The organism is Intestinirhabdus alba (assembly GCF_009711095.1).
In the GTDB taxonomy this organism is placed as follows: Bacteria; Pseudomonadota; Gammaproteobacteria; order Enterobacterales; family Enterobacteriaceae; genus Intestinirhabdus; species Intestinirhabdus alba.
This window is the reverse complement of sequence record NZ_WMJZ01000008.1, coordinates 1-22,744: the sequence shown is the minus strand read 5'-3', so window position 1 is coordinate 22,744 and position 22,744 is coordinate 1. Positions and strand designations below refer to the sequence as shown.

General features: G+C 56.9%; 16 protein-coding genes, 1 tRNA gene and 4 pseudogenes. 7 read left to right on the top strand and 14 right to left on the bottom strand.

The window, feature by feature from the left end; translation table 11 throughout:
- Positions 1-50 precede the first annotated feature (50 nt).
- The gene (mgtA, locus tag GJV78_RS07685; RefSeq protein WP_155107772.1) at positions 51-2,783 is read right to left on the bottom strand and encodes a magnesium-translocating P-type ATPase; all 2,733 of its coding nucleotides are present in this window, start codon (positions 2,781-2,783) and stop codon (positions 51-53) included.
- Between the two features lie 994 nt (positions 2,784-3,777).
- Positions 3,778-5,175, bottom strand: a complete 1,398-nt coding sequence (locus GJV78_RS07680; protein WP_155107771.1) for an MFS transporter — start codon at positions 5,173-5,175, stop codon at positions 3,778-3,780.
- 387 nt (positions 5,176-5,562) lie between these two features.
- Between GJV78_RS07680 and GJV78_RS07675 the strand changes: the two genes are divergently transcribed.
- The 4 genes from GJV78_RS07675 to GJV78_RS07660 all read left to right on the top strand — a co-directional run bounded on the left by GJV78_RS07675 (position 5,563) and on the right by GJV78_RS07660 (position 10,168).
- Entirely contained in the window at positions 5,563-6,594 is a 1,032-nt protein-coding gene (locus GJV78_RS07675; protein ID WP_155107770.1) for a LacI family DNA-binding transcriptional regulator, read from the top strand.
- Between the two features lie 252 nt (positions 6,595-6,846).
- On the top strand, positions 6,847-7,776 hold the full coding sequence (locus GJV78_RS07670; RefSeq protein WP_155107769.1) for a dihydrodipicolinate synthase family protein: 930 nt from the start codon (positions 6,847-6,849) through the stop codon (positions 7,774-7,776).
- A 144-nt stretch (positions 7,777-7,920) separates the two neighbouring features.
- A complete protein-coding gene (locus tag GJV78_RS07665) occupies positions 7,921-8,766 on the top strand; it encodes a fumarylacetoacetate hydrolase family protein (protein WP_155107768.1) in 846 nt (281 codons plus the stop codon).
- Between the two features lie 112 nt (positions 8,767-8,878).
- On the top strand, positions 8,879-10,168 hold the full coding sequence (locus tag GJV78_RS07660; RefSeq protein WP_155107767.1) for an anaerobic C4-dicarboxylate transporter family protein: 1,290 nt from the start codon (positions 8,879-8,881) through the stop codon (positions 10,166-10,168).
- Between the two features lie 141 nt (positions 10,169-10,309).
- Here GJV78_RS07660 and GJV78_RS07655 read toward each other — a convergent pair.
- The 6 genes from GJV78_RS07655 to gpt all read right to left on the bottom strand — a co-directional run bounded on the left by GJV78_RS07655 (position 10,310) and on the right by gpt (position 15,556).
- Positions 10,310-10,385 (bottom strand) — tRNA-Thr (locus GJV78_RS07655).
- Between the two features lie 111 nt (positions 10,386-10,496).
- Entirely contained in the window at positions 10,497-11,750 is a 1,254-nt protein-coding gene (gene proA / locus GJV78_RS07650) for a glutamate-5-semialdehyde dehydrogenase (RefSeq protein ID WP_167519435.1), read from the bottom strand.
- Between the two features lie 10 nt (positions 11,751-11,760).
- A complete protein-coding gene (proB, locus tag GJV78_RS07645; protein WP_155107766.1) occupies positions 11,761-12,864 on the bottom strand; it encodes a glutamate 5-kinase in 1,104 nt (367 codons plus the stop codon).
- A gap of 359 nt (positions 12,865-13,223) precedes the next feature.
- Positions 13,224-13,625 (bottom strand): sigma factor-binding protein Crl, encoded by a 402-nt coding sequence (crl, locus tag GJV78_RS07640; RefSeq protein WP_155107765.1) that lies wholly within the window; start codon positions 13,623-13,625, stop codon positions 13,224-13,226.
- A 56-nt stretch (positions 13,626-13,681) separates the two neighbouring features.
- Positions 13,682-14,926, bottom strand: coding sequence for an esterase FrsA (gene frsA, locus GJV78_RS07635; RefSeq protein ID WP_155107764.1), 1,245 nt, complete (start codon positions 14,924-14,926; stop codon positions 13,682-13,684).
- Between the two features lie 171 nt (positions 14,927-15,097).
- The gene (gpt, locus tag GJV78_RS07630) at positions 15,098-15,556 is read right to left on the bottom strand and encodes a xanthine phosphoribosyltransferase (protein ID WP_155107763.1); all 459 of its coding nucleotides are present in this window, start codon (positions 15,554-15,556) and stop codon (positions 15,098-15,100) included.
- Between the two features lie 57 nt (positions 15,557-15,613).
- Here gpt and GJV78_RS07625 point away from each other — a divergent pair, with 57 nt between their 5' ends.
- Complete coding sequence (locus GJV78_RS07625; protein WP_167519433.1) at positions 15,614-15,811, top strand: hypothetical protein; 198 nt, start codon at positions 15,614-15,616, stop codon at positions 15,809-15,811.
- Positions 15,804-17,261, top strand: coding sequence for a cytosol nonspecific dipeptidase (pepD, locus tag GJV78_RS07620; protein WP_167519434.1), 1,458 nt, complete (start codon positions 15,804-15,806; stop codon positions 17,259-17,261). The genes GJV78_RS07625 and pepD overlap by 8 nt, the downstream gene beginning before the upstream one ends.
- Positions 17,262-17,347: 86 nt before the next feature.
- Here the strand turns inward: pepD and prfH are convergent.
- The 5 genes and pseudogenes from prfH to dinB all read right to left on the bottom strand — a co-directional run bounded on the left by prfH (position 17,348) and on the right by dinB (position 21,361).
- A pseudogene (prfH, locus tag GJV78_RS07615) lies at positions 17,348-18,023 on the bottom strand (peptide chain release factor H).
- Entirely contained in the window at positions 18,020-19,159 is a 1,140-nt protein-coding gene (locus GJV78_RS07610) for an RNA ligase RtcB family protein (protein WP_155107760.1), read from the bottom strand. The pseudogene prfH and the gene GJV78_RS07610 overlap by 4 nt, the downstream one beginning before the upstream one ends.
- 367 nt (positions 19,160-19,526) lie before the next feature.
- Positions 19,527-19,748: pseudogene (locus GJV78_RS07605) on the bottom strand (GNAT family N-acetyltransferase); the annotation flags it as partial.
- Positions 19,749-20,087: 339 nt separating this feature from the next.
- Positions 20,088-20,300, bottom strand: a pseudogene (locus GJV78_RS07600) (GNAT family N-acetyltransferase); the annotation flags it as partial.
- 5 nt (positions 20,301-20,305) lie between these two features.
- A complete protein-coding gene (dinB, locus tag GJV78_RS07595) occupies positions 20,306-21,361 on the bottom strand; it encodes a DNA polymerase IV (RefSeq protein ID WP_155107759.1) in 1,056 nt (351 codons plus the stop codon).
- A 441-nt stretch (positions 21,362-21,802) separates the two neighbouring features.
- Between dinB and dpaA the strand changes: the two genes are divergently transcribed.
- A complete protein-coding gene (gene dpaA / locus GJV78_RS07590; protein WP_155107758.1) occupies positions 21,803-22,543 on the top strand; it encodes a peptidoglycan meso-diaminopimelic acid protein amidase in 741 nt (246 codons plus the stop codon).
- Here the strand turns inward: dpaA and GJV78_RS07585 are convergent.
- Positions 22,514-22,744: pseudogene (locus GJV78_RS07585) on the bottom strand (class II glutamine amidotransferase); the annotation flags it as partial. The gene dpaA and the pseudogene GJV78_RS07585 sit on opposite strands and share 30 nt — an antisense overlap.

Genomic DNA, 22,744 nt, shown 5'->3' with positions numbered 1-22,744 from the left:
GCGATAACGCGCCCGAATGCGCGCTTCATCCCGACCTTCTCCGCGCCTTATCAGAACCACTGACCAAAGCGCCTGATGTAGAAGCGCTTCATTCCCTGCGCCACCAGGCAGTAGCTCAGTAATATCGCCGCCAGCCAGGGGAAGTAGCTTATCGGCAGCGGTTCCAGATTGACCATCGCGCCGAGCGGCGAGAACGGAATCGCGATGCCGATCGCCGTAACCAGCGCCGTGCTCAACAGCACGGGCAGCGAGGCGCGGCTCTGGATAAAGGGGATCTTCTGCGTTCTCAGCATATGCACCACCAGCGTCTGCGACAGCAGCCCTTCAATAAACCAGCCCGACTGGAACAGCGCCTGCGCTTCAACATGATTCGCCGCGAAGACGTACCACATCAGGGCAAACGTCGTGATGTCGAAAAGGGAAGAGGTTGGCCCAATCCACAGCATAAAACGCCCGATGTTTTTCGCGTCCCATTTGCGCGGCTGGCGCAAAAACGCGCGGTCCATTTTGTCCCAGGGCAGGGAGAGCTGGGCAAAGTCGTACAGCAGATTCTGGATCAGCAGGTGAATCGCCAGCATCGGCAGAAACGGGAGGAACGCGCTCGCCACCAGAACCGACAGGACGTTGCCAAAGTTCGAGCTGGCGGTCATATTCAGGTATTTGATGATATTACCAAAGGTCTCGCGCCCCTTAATCACCCCCTCTTCGAGCACCATCAAATCTTTTTCCAGCAGGATAATATCGGAGGAGGCTTTGGCGATATCCGCCGCGCCGTCGACCGAAATACCCACGTCCGCATCGCGCAGGGCGGGCGCATCGTTGATGCCGTCCCCCAGAAAGCCAACGGTATGACCATTTTTCTGCAGCATCTTTAAGATCCGGGACTTGTGCTGGGGCGTCAGCCTGGCGAAGGCGGTGCATGTTTCCACTTCGCGCGCCAGCTCGCTGTCCGACATCGCCTCAATCTGCGCCCCCGTCAGGATCTCCCGGGCATCAATCCCTACCTCCAGACAGATACGCCCGGTCACCGCCGGGTTATCCCCGGTGAGCACCTTTATCGCCACGCCGTAATCACGCAGGGCCGCTATCGCCCTGCCGGCGCTCGCTTTCGGCGGATCGAGGAACGTCAGCATACCTTCAACCGTCAGCCCCTGCTCATCGGCAGCCCTTAGCGGCCTCGTCAGGGCCGAATCATCCAGCCTGCGGGTCGCCACCAGCAGCACCCGGAAGCCCTGGGCGTTGTAGGCTTCCGTTCTTGCCAGCAGCCGCTTACGACGGTCGCCATCCAGGGCAACCGTCCCGTCGCCTTCACGCAGATGGGTCGCCGCCGTTAGCATCTCCTCCACCGCGCCTTTGCAGATCAGGAGCCTGTCGCCATGTTGCTCATCCGCCACTGAGACCGACACGCGGCGGCGCACAAAGTCGAAGGGTAGCTCATCGAGCTGCACGAAGCGCGCTTTCGCCGCAGACGCAACGGTGCCTTCACCGAAACGCAGTACCGCCTGGTCTATCGGGTTACGCGCCCCGCTCTGGCTACGGCTGTTTAACCAGGCGAGCGTCAGCACCCGCTCGCTCTGCGCGCCGTTCACGTCAAGATGTTGTTCAAGGATGATGTTGTCCTCGGTCAGCGTGCCGGTTTTATCCGTGCACAGCACATCCATCGCGCCAAGGTTCTGAATGGCGTTCAGCCGCTTGACGATAACGTTGCGCCGCGACATGGCAATGGCACCTTTCGCCAGGTTGGAGCTGACGATCATCGGCAGCATCTCCGGCGTCAGCCCTACCGCGACGGCCAGCGCAAACAGCATGGCCTGCACCCAGTCGCCTTTGCTGAAACCGTTGATAAGCAGTACAACGGGCACCATCACCAGCATAAAGCGGATCAGCAGCCAGCTGACGCTGTTCACGCCGCGATCGAAGGCGGTCCGGGGGCGGGCACCCACGAGGGATTTCGCCAGCGAGCCAAACCAGGTGCGGCGACCCGTGGCAACGACCACCGCCTGCGCCCTGCCGCTGGTCACGTTGGTTCCCATCAGGCAGATGTTTCCCATCTCCAGCAGGCTGTTACCCTGGTTCGGCGCTGGCAACCGCTCGCTGCCTTTACCGGATACGCTGGCCATCACGTCGTATTTCTCAACCGGCAGCGATTCCCCGCTCAGAATAGACTGACTGACGAACAGATCGCGGGAGGCCAGCAGGCGGACGTCCGCCGGAACCCGATCGCCCGCGGCCAGAAGGATGATGTCGCCCGGGACTAACTCCGCAACCGGAATCACTTTCTGGACCGGCTCCTCCCCGTCCGCTCCGCGACGCAGCACCGTCGCCGTGCTGCTCACCATTGATCTGAGGGCATGTGCCGCTTTGTTAGTGCGAAACTCCTGCCAGAAACGCAGCAGCCCGCTCAGAGCGATCATCGTCAGAATGATGATAATTCCGGTCAGATCGCCCTCTTCGCCGTTACGCAGCGGGAGCCAGTAGTCGGTGAAAAAACTGACCGCGGCCAGCGCTATCAGGACAAAAATAAACGGGTTATTGAAGGCCTGCAGGAGCTGAATCAGCGCCGCCGGAGCCTGATCATGCGCCACCTCGTTGCGGCCATACCCGGCCAGCCGTTCAAGGGCCTCCTCTGCTGTTAACCCCTGACGGCTGCTGTTCAGGCGCGCCAGGGTCTGCTCCGGGCTGTGGAAAGCCTCTGTTTCTATCGGAAAGGTTTTTTTATGCTGCCGATCATTTTCTGACGTAAACCGGTTGGCTTTCCGGTTTTCTATTTTCATGTCAGTCATGATTAATCCTCACTATTAAGACGTCGTTACCCCTGCACAGAAATATCTATGCATAATTTATTTTTCGCTCTGCTGAGTCGTTATGATCTTATGCGTATGGGAATATCCATCATTCCCTCCTTATACTCGTCATACTTCAAGTTGCATGTGCGTTGGCTTCCTGCAACTCGAATTATTTAGGGTAGATGCGACGTTTCGCAGCCTGTTGACATCGATAAAGGTTAACTCGCCGGTGCGATTATTATTTTACCGCCAGCTCAGGACAAAATAAGGCCCGGCGCTTTTGGCACCGTTGGGCGCTCCCCAAAAATGGCTTTGAGAGATAAGGAAATACCCACATACGCACCTCCGCCATTGCCGGAAGAATTACGCACAGGCCTTATTTTGCGCACGAAGAAGATTCGCCCAAAGGGGCGTTCATTAGCGTACTGAAGGTGGAGGGAATAAAGAATTTTTAAACATAAACATAATAACTGCCTTTGCGACACCGCGCGGTTATAACATCAAGGGAAGGCAATCATCTGGAGAGGAGATTGCTGCCCGCCGTTCCGGCAAGCAGCGCAGGAATAAATGCGTCAGCTTGCCTTGTTCGTTAAATAAGGGTGACTGTCCAACCTATTACTCCTGTATGAATTTACGCTCATTATAGTCAGCCGATGAATGGCGTAAAGGTTAAAAAAGCGTTGGATGAGGGTTTGTTTAGGTTTCGTTGACGGATTCTGTTTACCCACAAAATTTTTTTGTTCGTCGGCAGGAGCGCGTATTGATGCGGGCTGGCCTGGCAATTGAAAAGGCAGCCCATCGAGAACCAACGATTTATTGACCAATGCAGCGACCGCCTGCCCGGCCACTGTAAATGAGTCGTGATACCGGGGTGGGGCGTCGCTTTTATGGGTGTGTTCATGTTTTCCCGGCCCGTGGTTCATACGGAGCAACGGGGAATTCCCGGTAAATCGTCAGATGTAGCGCCGCTCTTCCCGGCACCACGGGCCGTCTAAGGCGACAGCTCTTCTAAGGATTTACCTTTGGTTTCAATGGCGAAAAGCCAGGTAATTAAGCAGCCAATCAGCGCGATAACCGCAAAAGTGACAAACACAAAGCGGATCCCGAAGCCGCTTACAATAAAACCAACCATCAAAGGACCAATGGATGAACCCACGCGCAGCCATGCGCTGGACCAGGCGGTGCCAATGGCGCGCAGACGGGTGGGATACAGCTCAGCCGCATACAGATAAAGCGAGAAGGCGATGGTCTGGAGAGTGGCGTAGGTCAGACTTCCCAGAACCAGAATTTCAACGGCGGATGTCGCACCCAGAACAGAAAGCGTAATCAGCGGCACGATGGCCAGTGAAAAAGCCCATGTGTACCAGCGCTTGCGCCCGATACGGTCGATCGTTAAGGCACAGATTACCGATGCCACAACGCCGCAGGAAGAGGTGATCCAGCCATAGGCCAGGCTGGTATCGAGAGAGAGATTAAACCAGGTTTTGTAAAGGGTCGGGAACCAGGTAATCATTCCGTTGTTGACGCTATAAACCGTCAGCCACAGTCCCCACAGCATAAAAGTTCGGGACCTGTAGATACCACCGAAGAGGGCTTTTGCCCCTTCCGGAGCCGATTTCAGAATCACGGGGGCTTTAATTTCAGGTTCGGGTAACGTCATCCCACGGCTGATAGCCTCAGCTTCCAGCGTTGATACGACGCTTTCCGCCTCCTTCAGTCTGCCTTTTGAAGCCAGCCAGCGCGGTGATTCTGGCATGATCCAACGCAGGGGGACGGTCAGCGCGGAGGGAACCAGGCCAATTAAAAACATGACCTTCCATCCATAGACAGGCACAAGAAAATACCCCACCAGGCCTGCAAACATCATTCCGATTGGGAAAATCACCTCATACAACAAAAAGAAACGCCCGCGCTTTTTGGCTCCCACAAATTCATTGATATAGGCGCTGGCCACCGGAACCTCTGCACCGATCCCCACGCCCTGCAAAAAACGAATAATAAGAATTGACCAGCCGCTCCATGCAAAAAGGCAGGCGGCATCCATCAGGACAAACAGAACGATGGTGATACGCAATACGCCGATACGGCCTATTTTTTCCGCCAGAGAGCCAAAAAATAGCGCGCCGCACAGCTGCCCGACATAGCTGGCTGCGATGATAAGACCGACAAATGTCGGCGTAAGCCCCCACTCCTGGGTGAGCTGAGGGAGAGCAAATGCGATAGCAATAATGGTATAAGCATCGAAGAAAGTCGATAAGCCGACGATAACGCGGATCGCCTTTAGCCGTCGGGTTATGGGAAGACGTTCCAGCCTTGCCAGCAGCGCGTCTGGCGTTGACACCGCTCCTCCGGCGGCGGCGTAATCTGAAGCAATAACCTGTGTTGACATAGTATTACCCTGTTAAATGTTGTCTGGGGCATACACGTAATCTACTGAATAACAAAAGGAAACAAGCCCTTATTCAAAGACGTGCTGCATAGAATGCTGTCTGAATCTGCTTGTGATAACGTTACTGCAATCGATTTCACTTCCGGTTCATCCTTTGCCGGATTTGTGGTTAAGTCAATTACGCCAGTTGTATAATTGTCGGGCAGTTCACACTCTGAAAAAACGACCCGGTAAAAAGCTATGCTATGAACGCGGGGCAAAGTGAAGCACCTCTTCTTTTGTCCAGGTGAGGTTTAACGTAAGATCCTCTCACTCCCGGTTCGTACGATGGTATCCGCTACACGGGCAACACGGATTTTTACCCGCTTTAATGGGTTGGAGCAGCAGATGGATCAAGAAAGTGAATTGAACGGTTTTCCGGAAAAAAAACTGGCGACAATGCGGGACGTCGCTCGCGCTGCGGGCGTTAGCGTCTCGACTGTTTCGCGGGTGCTCGACGAAAGATTACCCACCTCGCGCAGCGCCTCGGCAGATAAAATTCGCCAGGTTGCCAGAGAGCTGGGCTACCGTCGGGACTATGTTGCTTCCAGCCTGCGGCGTGGCGATACCGGGACGCTTGGCGTATTAGTGCCGAGACTGACCGATGCCGTTACCGCTATGCTTTTTGAAGAGATAGCCAGAGCTGCGGCCAGGAGAGGGTATTTCGCGATTGTGGCGACCTGCGGCGATAGCCAGGAGCAGGAGAAAAAGTCCGTTGAATCGCTGCTGGATCGCCGGGTGGACGGGGTGATTATGTCCACCTGCCGACTGGACGATCCTTTGCCGCAAACCCTGCGCGAACGGGATGTTCCCCATGTGCTGGCGCTGCGTACCGATGGTTTTAGCCCCTCATCGGTCGGGGACGACGAGCTTGGCGGCTATCTGGCAACCCGCCACCTGATTGATTTAGGCCACCGTGATATTGGCCTGATTGGCGGTCCTGATTTTGCCTCTAACTCGCGCAACCGGCGTAAGGGCTTTGAGCGGGCAATGCAGGAAGCCGGACTCAGGATCGAAACGGAATGGTGCTGTCATTCTGATTTTAATATCGCATCGGGAGAGCAGCAGGGAATGAAAATTCTCAGCCAGGGTCATCGCCCCAGCGCGCTGTTTGCCGTCAATGACGAGCTGGCGATTGGCGTTCTGGCGGCGGCCCACCAGCAGGGCCTGGTGATTGGAGAAGATCTCTCCCTGGTGGGATATAATGACATTCCACTGGTCAGCAGACTGCCCGTGGCGCTGACCTCAGTCAGAACGCCGCTGGAGCATATCGCCAGCAACGCAGTTGATATGTTATTGAATCCTGAGATAAATAATAATATGCGGATTACCACACCTTCCCTTATTCCTCGTAAGTCTACCTCCTCCCCGCGCAAATAACCCAATCTGCCCCCTCGCTGGCTTTCTCCCAGGCTGCGAGTGAGGGCTGAATTTTGATTAACAGATCTCATCCCGGACAGAGATTGCGGTTTAGTTTGTGAACCGCGTTACATTTTTAACCAAAGCGGCGTTGACGGTTTATTTTTTGAGGTTCATTGTCAACCAAGTGAAAACGATTGCAGAAACGATTTCACTCACGTTTCAAACGATCGCCTAACCGCAAACTTATTCTTATTCATCAAGGGGATACTTATGATTAACATCGATCTGAGAGGTTTAACTCCGGCTCCGGTTACACCCTTCACTCGCGATGGTCGCGTAGACTATGAAGCCATTCAGCGCCTCGGCAGCTGGCTGGGCAGCATTGACGGTGTAAAAGGCCTGGTGGTTCTGGGACACGCAGGTGAAGGGACGTTTCTTACCCAGGAAGAGCAGGCGAATGTGATCCGCGCATTTGTTAAGTCCGTTGATGGTAAGCTTCCAGTTATTGCCGGTATTACCGGTGAAGGGACGGAAGTGGCCGCGCTGGAGGCTAAGCGCGCCGTTGCCGCCGGCGCATCCGCAGGATTGCTCTACCCTTCTCACGGCTGGCTGCGTTTTGGCTATCAGGATGGGGCACCTCAGGATCGCTACCGCACTGTTTATGAAGAGAGCGGTTTACCGCTGATTCTCTTCCAGTATCCGGACGTCACTAAAGCCACCTACAATCTGAAAACGCTGCTGGAAATCTCCGCTCAGCCAGGCGTATTCGCCATGAAGAATGGCGTGCGTAATATGCGCCGCTGGGATACTGAAATTCCGGTTATTCGTCGCGAGCGTCCGGATCTGCAAATCTTAAGCTGCCACGATGAATATCTGCTGCATACCGCCTTTGACGTTGATGGCTTCCTGGTTGGCTACGGTACTATCGCGCCTGAACCGCTAATTGAAATGATTAAAGCGGGTAAAGCTGGCGATTACGTTAAAGCTCGTCAACTGCACGATCGCCTGCTGCCGGTCACCAAAAGCGTGTATCATCGCGGATCTCACATGGAAGGCACCGTTGCCCTTAAACATGCGCTGGTTGCGCGAGGCATCCTTGAACACGCCACCGTTCGCTCTCCTCTGCTGCCGCTGGAGAATGGCGCGGAAAAAGAGATCCATGACGCAATGCGCGCCGCTGAGTTAGGCCCCGTCCGTTAATTTATTCTGATTCAGCCGTTAGTCCGCAATGCAGAAACAGGCCTTACTGTATTGCGGATAGTCTATTATTTCGCCCCGGTATGTTTTCAGGACTCTACATTATAATATCGGGGCTTTCACCTATGTATATTTCCAGGGTGATTTATGAAACTCTTAAGTTTTACTGTTAATGATCAAAATAAATATGGTCTGGTGACCACCGGCGGCATCATTGACCTGCAGGCGCTATTCCCACAATATGGTAGCCTGCTTGATTTTATTCCCTGTATTCATCTTCTTGATAAGCTGCCGCCGTCCGCTAAAAAAGCGAATTATACTTTTGAAGAGATCGTCTTTCTGCCGGTTATTACCAATCCGAAAAAAATTATCTGCGCTGGCATCAATTATGGCGATAAAAAGATTACGTGTTACGAGAAGCCCTCCGCTCCAGTGCTATTTATCCGTTTTGCTGATTCACAGACCGGGCATCTGACTCCGTTACTCAAGCCGGAACGCAGCAATGAGTTCGACTATGAAGGTGAAATGGCGCTGGTGATTGGCCGTGGGGGGCGCAATATACCTCAGCAGGAAGCGTTGAGTCATATTGCTGGCTATAGCTGCTACATGGATAGCTCCGTACGCGACTGGCAGCATAGCTGGTTTACGGCCGGGAAAAACTGGCCAGCGACCGGTGGCTTTGGCCCCTGGCTGGTAACTGCGGATGAAATATCCGATCCGCAAAAGCTAAATATTACTACCCGGCTCAACGGCCAAACGGTACAGCAGGATAATACGAGCAGTATGGTGTACTCCGTCGCAGAATTAATTGCCTATATCAGCACGTTTACTGCGCTCTCTCCAGGGGATGTCATCCTGACCGGCACGCCCGGCGGTATCGGAAAAAAACGCACACCGCCGCTTTTTATGCGCCCTGGCGATATTGTTGAAGTAGAGATTGAGCGAATCGGATGCCTGGTTAACCCCGTATGTAGCGATGCCATTGGAAAATAACAGGTTGTTATTCAGTCAATTAACATTAAGAGAGTGTGCCCGGCGGCCAGGACTTACAGGCCATTTAATCATCTAATGGGTTAATACCGGACAGAGAGCCGTGGAGGCGATTATGGTATTGGTTCAGTTTCTTGTGGTACTGCTGTTTCTTTATATCGGCATGCGGGTGGGCGGCATCGGCGTTGGTTTTGCCGGTGGAGCCGGCGTGATCGTCCTCAGCGCCCTCGGCGCTACGCCAGGCGACATGCCAATGCTGGTTATCGTATTTATTATGGTAGTGATAGTGGCGATATCGGCAATGCAGGAGGCCGGTGGTATTGAATATCTCGTTAATCTTACAGAACGCCTGCTGCGCCGCTATCCGCGATTATTAGTGATAACCGCGCCGCTTTCCACATGGTTATTAACCATGATGGCCAGTACCGGGCAAGTCTCATTTGCCTGTATGCCGGTGATTATCGGCGTTGCGAAAGAGAATAATATAAAACCGGGCCGCTCTCTTGCTATTTCCGTTAGCGCGTCTTTATTGGGGATCGTTGCTTCGCCCATTTCCGCGGCGGTGATTTTCTTCTCGGGCATTCTGGAAAAGGGACATCATGGCTGGGGTTATATTGAACTCATTGCGATATCGATACCGTCCACCTTTCTTGCGCTACTCGTTACGTCTCTTTTTTATCTGTTCTGGGACAGAATCCGGCAGCAGGATCGTTTATATGACTATCTGGTTCAGGTCAGGGCTGAGACGGTCCGAACGATCCCTCCCTATGCCGGGCGTTCGGTGCTGATCTTTATTGTTGGGCTGGTTGCGGTTCTTGCATATGCGATTGTTACCAGCCCCAAATTAGGGCTGATTGCCCACCCCATCATGAACAGCGGACAGGCCCGGGTGGGAGTTATGATGAGCGTTGCGCTGCTGATTCTGATTTGCTGCCGGGTTAATGTCCAAAAGATCCCAACTGGCTCGGTGTTTAAAACCGGAATGACCTCCTGTATTTGTATTCTCGGCGTCGCCTGGCTGGGCTCAACTTTTATGGACAGCAATCAACAATGGCTGCAAAGCACAGTCTCTTCGCACTTACTGGATTCGCCTGTTGTATTAGCCTTTATTATTATGATGGCATCATGTTTCTTGTATTCTCAGGCAGCGTCAACGAAAATACTGTTCCCTGCCGCACTGAGCATGGGCGTTGCCCCCGGTATTTTAGTGGCCTGCTTCCCGGCAACGGCTTCTCTGTTTATTTTGCCAAACTATCCGACGCTGCTGGCAGCGGTAGAATTGGATGATACAGGCTCCACCAAACTGGGCAGACATATTGTCGATCATCCTTTTCTACTGCCGGGCCTGGTATCGGTACTACTTTCTATTCTCTTTGCCGCGGGGCTGGCTTTGTTGGTTCACTGAATCACGTTAAGGTATTACTTTGTAGTCAGAAGAGCGTTGCTCTTTCTCGCGCAGAGGCAAAAATAAGCAAAGATCACGTCCCGGCTTCAAATTATTGTTACACAGATTTTTAATGTTAGTAGACAAGGAAAAACGTTAAGGTGGTGCCGATAATAGGAGTCGAACCTACGACCTTCGCATTACGAATGCGCTGCTCTACCAACTGAGCTATATCGGCCCTGAAAGGACGTGTTCACCTGAGCGAACACGGGGGGAAGGTTAAAACTAACCGGGCGATGCGTCAATAGACTTGTGAATCAACTGCCTGTTTTTGCATCACCCGTGGCGCTTATGCCCGTATGGTGTTGTCGCCAAAGCCGATCCACTTGTAGGTGGTCAGCGCCTCCAGCCCCATTGGGCCACGGGCGTGCAGCTTCTGCGTGCTTACCGCCACCTCCGCGCCGAGGCCAAACTGCCCGCCGTCGGTAAAGCGGGTGGAGGCGTTCACGTACACGGCGGAGGCGTCCACCTCGTTAACGAAACGGTCGGCATTGCGCATTTCGCGAGTCAGGATCGCATCTGAGTGCCGGGTGCCGTGTTCGCGAATGTGCGCGATGGCTTCGTCCAGATCGGCGACCATTTTCACGTTCAGATCCAATGACAAAAACTCGTCGTCATACTCCTCCGCTTTTACCGCCACCGCCTTTGCCGGCCCCGCCTGCAGCAGTTCCAGCGCCACCTCGTCGGCGTGCAGCGTCACCCCACTCTGCGCCATCTGCTGGCTCAGCGCCGGCAGGAAACGCCCGGCAATCCCCTGATGCACCAGCAGTGTCTCAACGGTGTTGCAGGTGCTCGGACGCTGGGTTTTGGCGTTCACAATCACCTCCAGCGCCGGGATGATATCCGCGCTCTCATCTACAAAAATATGACACACGCCGATGCCGCCGGTAATCACCGGGATCGTGGACTGCTCGCGGCACAGCTTGTGCAGGCCTGCGCCGCCGCGCGGGATCAGCATGTCGATATATTTATCCATTCGCAGCATCTCGCTCACCAGCGCGCGATCCGGGTTCTCAATGGCCTGAACCGCGGCTGCCGGCAGGCCGCCGTCCGCCAGCGCCTGTTGAATAACACGCACAATGGCGGCGTTGGTACGATGCGTCTCTTTACCGCCGCGCAGAATCGCCGCGTTGCCCGTCTTCAGACACAGGGCGGCGACGTCCACGGTCACGTTGGGCCGCGCCTCATAAATCACGCCAATCACCCCCAGCGGCACGCGGCGACGCTCCAGACGCAGACCGCTGTCCAGCAGGCCGCCGTCAATCACCTGCCCTACCGGATCGGCCAGACCGCAGACCTGGCGCACGTCGTCGGCGATAGCCTTCAGGCGCGCCGGCGTTAACGCCAGGCGGTCCAGCATCGCCTCGCTCAGCCCGGCGGCGCGGGCGTCGGCCAAATCATCAGCGTTAGCGCGGAGGATGGCTTCATGTTGCGCCTCCAGCGCGTCGGCAATGCTCTCCAGCACGCGGTTTTTCTCGCGGCTGGAGAGCAGCGCCAGCCTGTAGGATGCCGCTCTGGCGGCTATGCCCATTTGTTCCAGCACAGGAAGCTCCTTAACGGGTAATCATGTCATCACGATGGACGGCGACCGGGCCATATTCATAGCCGAGAATCGCGTCAATCTGCTGCGAGTGGTGGCCGGCAATACGCCGCAGCGCGTCGCTGTTATAGCGGCTGACGCCGTGAGCGATATCGCGCCCCTGCAGATCGCATATCCGGATCACCTCGCCACGGGAGAAGTCGCCCATCACGCTCTTAATGCCCTTCGGCAGCAGCGAGCTGCCGCGCTCCAGCATGGCGGCGGTAGCCCCCGCATCAACGGTAATTTCTCCGGCGGGCGGCGCGCCAAAGATCCAGCGCTTGCGGTTCTCCAGCGGCGAGGCCTGGGCGTGGAAGCGGGTACCGACGGAGATGCCCTCTACGACGTCACCAATCACGCCCGGCCTGCTGCCTGCGGCGATGATGGTGTCGATACCGGCGCGGCAGGCGACGTCGGCGGCCTGCAGCTTAGTGCCCATGCCGCCCGTCCCCAGCCCGGAAACGCTGTCCCCGGCGATAGCGCGCAGGGCGTCGTCAATCCCGCGGACGTCCGCGATCAGCTCCGCCTGCGGGTTGGTACGCGGGTCGGCGGTAAACAGCCCCTGCTGGTCGGTGAGCAGCAGCAGCTTATCGGCACCGGCAAGGATCGCCGCCAGCGCCGAGAGGTTATCGTTATCGCCCACTTTAATTTCGGCGGTGGCGACGGCGTCGTTCTCATTAATCACCGGCACAATGTTGTTGTCCAGCAGCGCGCGCAGGGTATCCCGGGCGTTAAGAAAGCGTTCCCGATCCTCCATATCCGCGCGGGTCAGCAGCATCTGGCCGATGTGAATACCGTAAATCGAGAACAGCTGTTCCCACAGTTGAATCAGACGGCTCTGCCCTACCGCCGCCAGCAGCTGCTTCGTGGCAATGGTCGCCGGAAGCTCCGGATAGCCAAGGTGCTCACGCCCGGCGGCAATAGCGCCCGACGTCACGATAACAATACGGTGCCCGGCGGCGTGTAGCTGCGCGCACTGGCGCACCAGCTCTACGATATGGGCACGGTTCAGGCGGCGCGATCCGCCCGTTAGCACGCTGGTGCCGAGTTTTACCACCAGCGTCTGGCTGTCACTCATGATTCTCTGCCGTTTAGAAAAGGGGAAAGGATAGTAAACAATACGTTTTAACAGGAGTGGCTCCGGTTGCCAACCGCCAGCGCATAAAGCAGGGCATTTTGTTGCACGGGATTGGCGAACGTAGCGGCAATTTTTGACGTTTTGATTATCGTGATTAACCTTATTGTTTTTTAAAAAGATATTCACTTTGTCATATATTTTTCGTCGCGAAACGCGAAAAATCATGCTGTTTTTCGCCGGGCCAGTTTCGGCAACGATCTGGCACGTAATTTAACAGAATGGGAATTGACGGATCCCCGCCCTGAAGGACGAGGTTGCCAGGGGAGAGGTATCCGGCCCGGCGCTGCGGGCCGGATGGATCAGGCCGTGAGCTTAACCGGCTCGTCGGGGAAATTATCGGCCGGCTCCAGCGCTAAATTGAGCGAACTGAGCAATTCCCGCAGCCGCTCGTGAAATCCGCGCAGGGTCTGCTCCAGCCGCTCCATCACTTCAGCATCCTTAATCGGCACCTCGTTCCAGTCGCCCGCCTTATCAAACAGGCCAAACTTATAGCTGTAGGTAAACCGTTTTTCTTCCGCTTCCAGCTCCATCCACCAGCCCCAGAATTCGCGCATCTCAGGCGCGGGCTTCACGTTTACGCAAACGGCCAGGCAATCAAAAAAGAAGCGATTATCCTCGCACTTGCCTTCGCGGATGTAGGGACCCAGCGCGGTAAATTTTTTGATTAACCTGCTTTTCGGATGTCCACTCGGTAACGTCATTACGATCTCCTGTTGTGAAGCCACTGTTTTGCTAAATATTAATATTTAGCAAAATATTAACACAATCTCCTGTTGAGCCAGTCGCTAATTTCCTGCAATCCCTGATTAAAACTGCGGTACACGGGATTAAGAGGGATGTTCAGCAGCTTACCGTCGGCAGATGACGAGACGATTAAACGCGACTCCTCCTCCGGGCTGAAGGGATCGTTGTTCCAGAAGCCCGACAGCATTGGCGTCGGGCTGCGCCTGCCGAGCAGCCCTTGCACCTTCAGTGAATAGCGGTTCAGCTCCACCCGCAGCGCTTCATCCGAGGCGTCATGCATTCCCAGCCGGCTCGCCAGCACGTCGAGATACATTTCCGGCACCGCGCCCTGGCGCTGCGGATCGCTTAACAGCGCGTGCACCACCGGGCCAAGACAGGCCACCGCCTTCAGCCGCGACGCCTCCAGATACGCCAGGCGCACCGCGACGTTAGCACCGAAGCGAAAGCCAAACGCCGCCACCCTGGTGTGGTCCACCCACGGCACGTCGGGCAGCGCCCTCAGCACGTGCTGATGCAACATGCTGGAGTCCTGGGTCAGCTTCCACTTCGCGGAAAATCCGACCGACGGCATATCCAGCGTTAGCATAGCGATGCCGCGCGGGGCAAAGTAGCGCTCAAAGAGGGTGTAATAGTCGGTCTGCACGGCGTCCAGGCCGCCGCACATCAGCACCGTCGGGAACGGGCCGTTGCCCTTCGGCATATGCAGGAATCCGGTTACCGGCGCGCCGTCGGGGATGGCAAAGGTCATCTCTTTCAGGGAGCCGGGCAGACGCTGCGCCGCCTCTTCATAAGCGCGATTGGCCAGCGCCTGGGCCTGCTCTGCCAGCGCGTCCCCCTTCAGGTGCGGATAGGCGGCAATGTTGTACAGCGTCGAAGCGCGAAGCCAGTAGCGTCCGCTGCGTACGGCATCCTCCTCCTGGCTGGCCTTCTGCTGCCACGCCATCGCCTGCTTCGACCACTCGTAGATCCAGTTGCCGCCACGATAGCCGATCACCGTGTCGTACAGATCGTCATGGGTGCGCTCGGCGTCGCTCATGACGATCCGCGCCTGCACGTCGAGGATTTCACGCGGGTCGACGCCGCGCCAGATCCACATCAGCCGGTTGAGCATACGATACCAGTGGGGCTCGTTCTTCCCGTCCAGGGCAGACTGCACGGGGAACGAGGCCCCAAGGTTGAAACGACGGACCAGCGTGGAGGTTTCGGGATGTTTAAAACGAGGTTTGAACAGGGTCTCGCTGAGGTTAGCCTGGGTCATGCTTGCAGCCTCCATAGGATACTTACCGGAAGCTATTGTATACATAAAACCCTGCGGAAGGCATGGAAAGGGCGACCTTCGGCCGCTTTCATCGGGAAAGCGCGGACTGCGGACGACGGAGGGCGTTAAAAGCGCAACGCCCGACGAAAGCAGGCGCTGCAAATGGCGGAATTAGCGACCGGAGATAGGCGGCACAAACACCACGCCCATATCCCACGGCTGTTCAATCCAGGTATTCTGCGGAATATCAATCACGTAGTCATCCACCAGCGGCCGGCCGGCCGGCTTCGCGAAGATGGTGACAAAATGCGCTTTCGGATACATTTCGCGGATCGCCACCGCGGTGCCGCCGGTGTCCACCAGGTCGTCGATAACAATAAAGCCTTCGCCGTCGCCTTCCGCGCGTTTCAGCACTTTTAGCTCGCGCTGGCTGTTGTGATCGTAACTGGAGATGCAAACGGTATCGACATGACGAATACCCAGCTCACGCGCCAGCAGCGCGCCCGGCACCAGGCCGCCGCGGCTGACGGCAATAATGCCTTTCCACTGTTCAGAAGGCATCAGGCGGCTTGCCAGCTTGCGTGCATGGATCTGCAGCATATCCCAGGTGACGACGTATTTTTCGCTCATGTGAAGTGTCCCGGCCTGTTTATCTATGGCTTAAAAAGTGTTCGAGGGGGAAATAGGTTGCGCGAGATTATAGAGATCGAAGGCGGCAAAAACCAGCGTTTAACGGAATTCGCGCCGCTTTTTACGCGCTTTCCACTACCCGAGGCCGGAGAAAGTGGTATTCTCATCCGCATCTCGCAAGAGTTTATTATTCCGCTAACCCCGTGGCCTGCGGCTCGTTTGCAGGATCACGACAAGGAGACTTATGGTGTCTGAACTGTCTCAACTCTCTCCACAGCCGCTGTGGGATATTTTTGCCAAAATCTGTTCTATCCCGCATCCGTCAAAGCATGAGGAGCAGCTCGCTCTGCACATCGTCGGCTGGGCGACGGAGAAAGGTTTTCACGTTGAACGCGACCAGGTGGGGAATATCCTGATTCGTAAACCCGCGACCGCGGGGATGGAAGATCGCCAGCCGGTGGTTCTGCAGGCGCATCTGGACATGGTGCCGCAGAAAAATAACGATACCGTGCACGACTTCACCAAAGATCCTATCCGGCCTTATATCGACGGCGAGTGGGTGAAGGCGCGCGGCACGACCCTGGGGGCCGACAACGGCATCGGCATGGCCTCTGCGCTGGCGGTACTGGTGGATGACGGCGTGGCGCACGGCCCGCTGGAAGTGCTGCTCACCATGACCGAAGAGACGGGTATGGACGGCGCTTTCGGCCTGCAGCCGAACTGGCTGCAGGGGGAAATACTGATCAACACCGACTCTGAGGAAGAGGGTGAGATCTATATGGGCTGCGCCGGGGGCATCGACTTTACCTCTAACCTGGCCCTGACCCGCGAAGCCGTGCCCGCCGGTTTCCAGCGCTTTACGCTGACGCTGAAAGGGCTGAAGGGCGGCCACTCCGGCGGCGATATCCACCTCGGCCTCGGCAATGCCAACAAGCTGCTGGCGCGGCTGTTGGCAGGCCACGCGGAAGCGCTGGATCTGCGCCTGATTGACTTTAACGGCGGCACCCTGCGCAACGCTATTCCGCGCGAAGCCTTCGCCACCGTTGCCGTTGCCGCAGAGAGCGTCGACGCGCTGAAGGCGCAGGTTAGCGCCTGGCAGGCGATGCTGAAAAACGAGCTGGCGGAAAAAGAGAAAAACCTGCGGGTTGAGCTGGAAGCGGCCAGCGATGAACGCCCGGCGCTGACCGCCGGCTCCCGCGACGCCTTTATCCGCCTGCTGAACGCCACGCCGAACGGCGTGATCCGTAACTCCGACGTGGCGAAAGGGGTGGTGGAAACCTCCCTGAACGTCGGCGTGGTGACCATGACCGACGATAACGTGGAAATTCACTGCCTGATCCGCTCGCTGATCGACAGCGGTAAAGAGTACGTGGTTAGTATGCTGGATTCGCTGGGCAAGCTGGCGGGGGCGAAGACCAAAGCGATTGGCGGCTACCCCGGCTGGCAGCCGGACGCCAGCTCGCCGGTGATGCATCTGGTGCGGGAAACCTATCAGCGCCTGTTCAACAAGACGCCGAACATCCAGATTATCCACGCCGGCCTGGAGTGCGGCCTGTTCAGGAAGCCGTACCCGAATATGGATATGGTTTCTATCGGACCAACCATCACCGGCCCACACTCGCCGGATGAGCAGGTTCATATCGAAAGCGTCGGCCATTACTGGACGCTGCTGACCGAGCTGCTGAAGGCCATCCCGGCCCGGTAAGCGCGGCTCTCTCCCCGTGCCGGAGAGCATGATCCGTGCTCTCCGGCCGTTTTTCTCTTAGTCTTTCTCTCCTTCGCGCCGCCTGCTTACCGCGGCCTGAACGCCATGCCCTGAAACGTCCGCTGCGGGTTACCTCGCGCAATCTGATGATGAAACAGCCGCCGCTGCGACTTCAGCGCCGCGCGCTCTTCCTCGCACCGCTGCTCCAGCTGCCAGGCGATCAGCAGCCGCGCCAGCCGCCTGTTGGCGTGCTGGCTGCGCTCCGACTGCACCTTAACGCTAATTCCGCTCGCCAGATGGGTTGCCCGCACAGCCGAATCAGTTTTATTAGGCTGTGTCCCTTAACCGGGCGTGGCGTCGACGCTCACGAACGGTTAAGGGACACAGCCTGGCATGTTGTCCGCCGGGCCCGGAGGCGCGCAGGGTTTCAAAGCGGATCGTATCGGCGTCCTCCCGCGCGTCGGCGACAAAGCGTCCGACGCCCATGTACCAGTTTTTCCGCCGGTGGTTCGGCCGGTACGGGCTTTGACAGATCCAGAGCACGGTGCCGCACCAGCGGTCACTCAGCGCCTGCGCGCCGTCGCCGTCCAGCGAGACCAGTGCCGATCGCAGGGTGCCGGGCCGCCCGCCCGGCTCCGTCTCCACAAGCGTCAGCCTGACCCTTAGCAGGTTGGCTTCAGCTATCAGCCGGTCCAGCGCCTTTTTCACCGCCAGACAGCATTCGTCCGGCCCCTGGGCGGAGGAGAGTTGCAGCAACATCATGCTCCGGACCCTCCGCTGGTTTTCAGAGTCAGCAGCGGTCGCAGACGCGCGACCGGCACGGCCAGGCCGGCCTGGAACAACGAGTCAACCACGCTTGCCACTGATTTATAGGCCTGCGGTGCCTCTTCATAAATAAGCTGCCTGTCGCGGCAGATCACCCGGCTGCCCAGCCCCGTGCGGGCCAGCTGCGCCGGGCTATATTTGCCGGACATTCGCCCCTTGCACTCGCCGCGCATCCATTTGCGGCCGGCACCGTGGGCCAACGAATGTAGCCCCGTTTCGCTCACCACCGGCTGAACCAGCCAGCTGTAGTCGCCGCGGGAGCCGGGAATCACCACCGGCCCGCAGCCGTCCGGCGTGGCCCCCTTGCGGTGCAGCCAGCCCTGTTCGCCGCCAATGGCGCACGCTTCGACGAAGTTATGCGTCACGTCCAGCACCCGCTGCCCCGTGGCCCGCAGTTGCTGCAGGAGGCGGGCTGCGATAAGCTGGCGGTTGAGTCGGGCAAACGCCAGAGCGTCGTTATGTTCGGCAAGATAGCGGCGCGCAGGTTCGCTGCTCTCCTCCAGCCCGTCATGAGAAAAGGTGGCGATATGCTGCCGCAGGATCGCCTGTCCCAGCCCGCGGGAGCCGCTGTGCGTCAGCAGCAGCAGATGCTGAGCATCCAGCCCCGCCGCGCGAAAGCGGACCTCATCGAAAACGCACTCCACCTGCTGCAGCTCGGCGAAATGATTGCCGCCGCCGATGGAGCCAAGCGATCCGCGCCACGGATGCTGCGCCAGGCTCTCCGGCAGATGCGCCTCCAGCCACGGCGGATCGGCAATATTTTCCAGCACCATCAACCGTTTTTCCGCTTTATCCGCGTTGTATTTGCGGCGCACGATATCCGTTTGCCACAGCCCCATGCCGCAGCCAATATCATTACCCACCAGCGCCGGAAACAGACGCCCGACGGAGAAAAAGGCCGCGCCGACCGGGTAGCCGCGGCCGGGATGCAGATCCGGCATCCCCACTACGCGGCGCATGCCGGGCAGGTTTGCCGTAGCGTGTAACTGTTGGATCGCTGAACCTTCGATCCACAGATCGTCCGAGGCGATCCAGGAGATCGACTCAGAGAGATAATGAACGTTATTGCCCATATACCATTCCTGAAAAAGTTAATAAGGAGATGGCAGACGTGACCAGGGCAAATCCATCAGGCGTACCTGGCGCAAAAATACCGGACATGGACAGCGCGCAGAAACCGGACGGCACGTAGCAGATAACAGTTAATTCACTACGCTCACCGTCTCGGCGTGCAAAACATTAACCTGTTTTGTCGATGGCGGTTCAGGTACAAATTAGCCCTGACGGGCAGGCGCTAAGGACGTGTTATTCCTGGAAAGGTCTGCAAAGTAAGTTTTCAGAATATTCCATCATGGTGGGCCTCCTTTGCAGTTAATCGTGGATAAATGGATAAAAAGTGCGCGTAGATTAATAGGCAGCGGCTGGCGGCGCAAGAAAATTTTATTTTGCGCCTGCCCGTCGCAGATGAAAATTAATAAAATGCTGGCCGCGAAGCACCACGCTTTGCTGCTGAACAACCCGGAACCCGCGGCGCTCAAAAAAAGGTTTGGCGGTAATGCTGGCGTCCACCGTCAACGCCCCGCCGCTGTCCAGCTGATTAAGCAACGCCGCCGCCACGCCGCGGCGGCCATATTCCGGGGCGACAAACAGCAGATCGATATATACCCGTCATACTTCAAGTTGCATGTGCGTTGGCTTTATTCGGCCCGGGGGCCTCACCCTGAAGGGCCGCCGCCAGCGGCGTTCAAATCAGCTAAGCTGATTTGTCCTCGCTCACCCCAGTCACTTACTCCAGTAAGCTCCCGGGGACTAATGAGAGACATCCCTGTCTCTCACCAGAGGCAGCCTGCGGCTGTTCAAATTCGTTCCTGACGAATTTGTCACTGCGTCGCCGCGTGATTCGGCCTGTCGGCCTCACCCCTTCGGGGCCAGCCCTGGGGCTGTTCAAAACGCGCTGCGTTTTGTCCTGCAACTCGAATTATTTTGGGTATAGCCGCCATCAATCAGCGTAATAAACCCGACCGGTTGCCCGTTAATAACGGCGACCCATGTCTGAGAATGTGCCAGCTTATTCCGCCAGCGGACGGTATCGATCTGCGCCCAGGCGGCGATCTGCGCCGGGGAATAATCCCGGCTGGCCGTCTCTTTTACCGACCGCAGAAATATGTCGCAGAGGGCAGAAAAATCGCTTTCTTTATATTTTCTGATTTCCATTGGCCCTATAACCCCAGCAGCAGCTGCCGTTCCAGCTGCGGATCGAGCAGCGTAACGTGTAAGCCCACCAGCCGTACGCCCCGCCCTTTTCGGCGCTCGTCCCAGGCGTTGCGCGCCGTAGCGATAAGATCTGCTTTATTCAGCCGTGGCCAGACGTGCTCCTGGGTGGTCAGCTGAAAGTCAGTAAACTTCAGTTTGATGCCCTGACGGGCGATGAGCAGATCCGGCTTGACGCTGGCCAGCCTGCGCTCCAGCTCAGGATAGAGCCGCTCAACGAGCGCCTCACATTCGGACCAGTGGTAAATATCTTCCTCCAGCGTACGTTCCACGCCTACCGATTTACGCAGCCTTTCGCTGTTCACATTACGCTCGTCGATCCCCTGGCTACGCTCCCAGAGCACCCGGCCGAATTTGCCAAAGCGCCTGAGCAGCATCGAAAGGTCGCAGCGCTGAACGTCTCCGCAGGTGCGCAGCCCAAGGGACTCCAGCTTTGCGGCGGAAACCTTTCCGACGCCGGGGATCTTAGCCAGCGGCAAGGTTTGCAGAAAATCGGGGACATCCGCAGGGGCAATCACATACTGGCCGTTCGGCTTGTTCAGATCGGAGGCGATTTTAGCCAGAAACTTAACCGGCGCTACGCCCGCCGAGGCGGTAAGCTGCAGTTCGTTAAAGATGGTCTGGCGAATCTCCCTGGCAATGAGCGTGGCCGAGCCGTGGCAGTGAACGCTGTCGGTGACGTCGAGATAGGCCTCGTCCAGCGACAGCGGTTCAATGAGTGAGGTATAGCGCGAGAAGATCGCCTGAATCTGCCGCGACGCCTCTTTATAGGCCTCGTAGCGACCGGGCAGCAGAGTGAGGTGCGGGCAGAGCTTCAGCGCCATTCCGCCAGGCATTGCGCTGCGCACGCCGAACCTGCGGGCGGGATAGTTGGCTGTGCTGATAACCCCCCGCCGCTCGCGGCCGCCGCCGATGGCGATGGGGATGTCGCGCAGGGCCGGATTATCGCGCATCTCCACCGCCGCGAAAAAGCAGTCCATGTCGACATGTATGATTTTACGCATCGCTCCCCTCCCACAATACTGGCTAAGTATACAGTATAAAAAGAGAATGAAAAGCAAGCGCCCGCGCCGCAGAAAGCGTGGTTGACTCCCCCAGGCGAAATTCTCATTTATTAGAGTGTTACGCCTTCGATTGCAACGGGCTAAAAAAGGAGTGCGAAGATAAGCGACCGTATCGCCAGGGTTATACCTGCCATACTACAGGCCGCATGTGCGTTGGCTTTATGGCTCCCCCTTCGGGGCCAGCGCCGGGGCTGTTCAAAACACGCTGCGTTTCACCCTGCAACCCGAATGATTTAGGGTATAAAATGTAAACGCCGCACGCGGCGCTTGCGAAAAATTGCCGTGGTGATAATGTGAGCGCTCCTTGACCAGATTAATCTGATCGAGGATCTTTTTTCGCCGTTCTGGCGCGTATAACCGTTTTAGCAAGGAACAAGCAGTATGCGTAAAGTCGCATTACTTATTGCGATGCTTTTGATCCCGTGCGTCTCGTTTGCCAATATGCTGAGCAGCATGTTCGCCGAGACGACGGTGAATAAAGAGAATAAGCAGCAGTTTATGGGCTCTCCGGTCTATATCCAGATCTTCAAAGAAGAGCGTATGCTTGATCTCTACGTCAGGATGGGCGAACGCTATGAGCTGCTCGACAGCTACAAAATCTGTAGCTATTCCGGTGGACTGGGGCCGAAACAGCGACAGGGCGACTATAAAAGCCCGGAAGGGTTCTACAGCGTTCAGCGTAACCAGCTCAAGCCGGACAGCCGTTTCTACAAGGCCATTAATATCGGTTTCCCGAACGCCTACGACCAGGCCCATGGCTATAGCGGGAAATACCTGATGATCCACGGTGCCTGTGTCTCCGTCGGCTGCTACGCCATGACCGACAGCGGCATTGACGAGATTTTCCAGTTCGTCACCGCCGCGCTGGTCTTCGGCCAGCCGAGCGTTCAGGTCAGCATCTACCCTTTCCGCATGACCGACGCCAATATGCAGCGCCACAAGAATTCGTACTATAAAGACTTTTGGGCGCAGCTAAAGCCTGGGTACGACTACTTTGAGCAAACCCGCAGGCCGCCGATCGTATCGGTGATCGATGGTCGCTACGTCATCAGCAAGCCGCTGAGTCACGAGGTGGTTCAGCCGCAGCTGGCGTCAAACTATTCGCTCCCAGAGGCAAAATAAGCGCCATTCGCCCGGCATAATTTTTGCCAGCTTTCGTTGCCCGTCAGCGGCTGCGTGGCGATCGTCGTGACCACGTCATTGGGCGTGGTCTGCGAGCTGAAGTCTATCTCCACGTCCCGATCCAGCAGCGCGGCGACGCCAAACGGCGCGCGGCGGGTGCTCCAGTGCAAATGGGTGGAGCAGTAAGCCATCACGTAGCGC

Excerpts from the sequence above, each read along its gene's own strand:
- mgtA (WP_155107772.1), bottom strand. The coding sequence starts at position 2,783 with ATGACTGACATGAAAATAGAAAACCGGAAAGCCAACCGGTTTACGTCA.
- GJV78_RS07680 (WP_155107771.1), bottom strand. The coding sequence starts at position 5,175 with ATGTCAACACAGGTTATTGCTTCAGATTACGCCGCCGCCGGAGGAGCG.
- GJV78_RS07675 (WP_155107770.1), top strand. The coding sequence starts at position 5,563 with ATGGATCAAGAAAGTGAATTGAACGGTTTTCCGGAAAAAAAACTGGCG.
- GJV78_RS07670 (WP_155107769.1), top strand. The coding sequence starts at position 6,847 with ATGATTAACATCGATCTGAGAGGTTTAACTCCGGCTCCGGTTACACCC.
- GJV78_RS07665 (WP_155107768.1), top strand. The coding sequence starts at position 7,921 with ATGAAACTCTTAAGTTTTACTGTTAATGATCAAAATAAATATGGTCTG.
- GJV78_RS07660 (WP_155107767.1), top strand. The coding sequence starts at position 8,879 with ATGGTATTGGTTCAGTTTCTTGTGGTACTGCTGTTTCTTTATATCGGC.
- proB (WP_155107766.1), bottom strand. The coding sequence starts at position 12,864 with ATGAGTGACAGCCAGACGCTGGTGGTAAAACTCGGCACCAGCGTGCTA.
- crl (WP_155107765.1), bottom strand. The coding sequence starts at position 13,625 with ATGACGTTACCGAGTGGACATCCGAAAAGCAGGTTAATCAAAAAATTT.
- frsA (WP_155107764.1), bottom strand. The coding sequence starts at position 14,926 with ATGACCCAGGCTAACCTCAGCGAGACCCTGTTCAAACCTCGTTTTAAA.
- gpt (WP_155107763.1), bottom strand. The coding sequence starts at position 15,556 with ATGAGCGAAAAATACGTCGTCACCTGGGATATGCTGCAGATCCATGCA.
- GJV78_RS07610 (WP_155107760.1), bottom strand. The coding sequence starts at position 19,159 with ATGGGCAATAACGTTCATTATCTCTCTGAGTCGATCTCCTGGATCGCC.
- dinB (WP_155107759.1), bottom strand. The coding sequence starts at position 21,361 with ATGCGTAAAATCATACATGTCGACATGGACTGCTTTTTCGCGGCGGTG.
- dpaA (WP_155107758.1), top strand. The coding sequence starts at position 21,803 with ATGCGTAAAGTCGCATTACTTATTGCGATGCTTTTGATCCCGTGCGTC.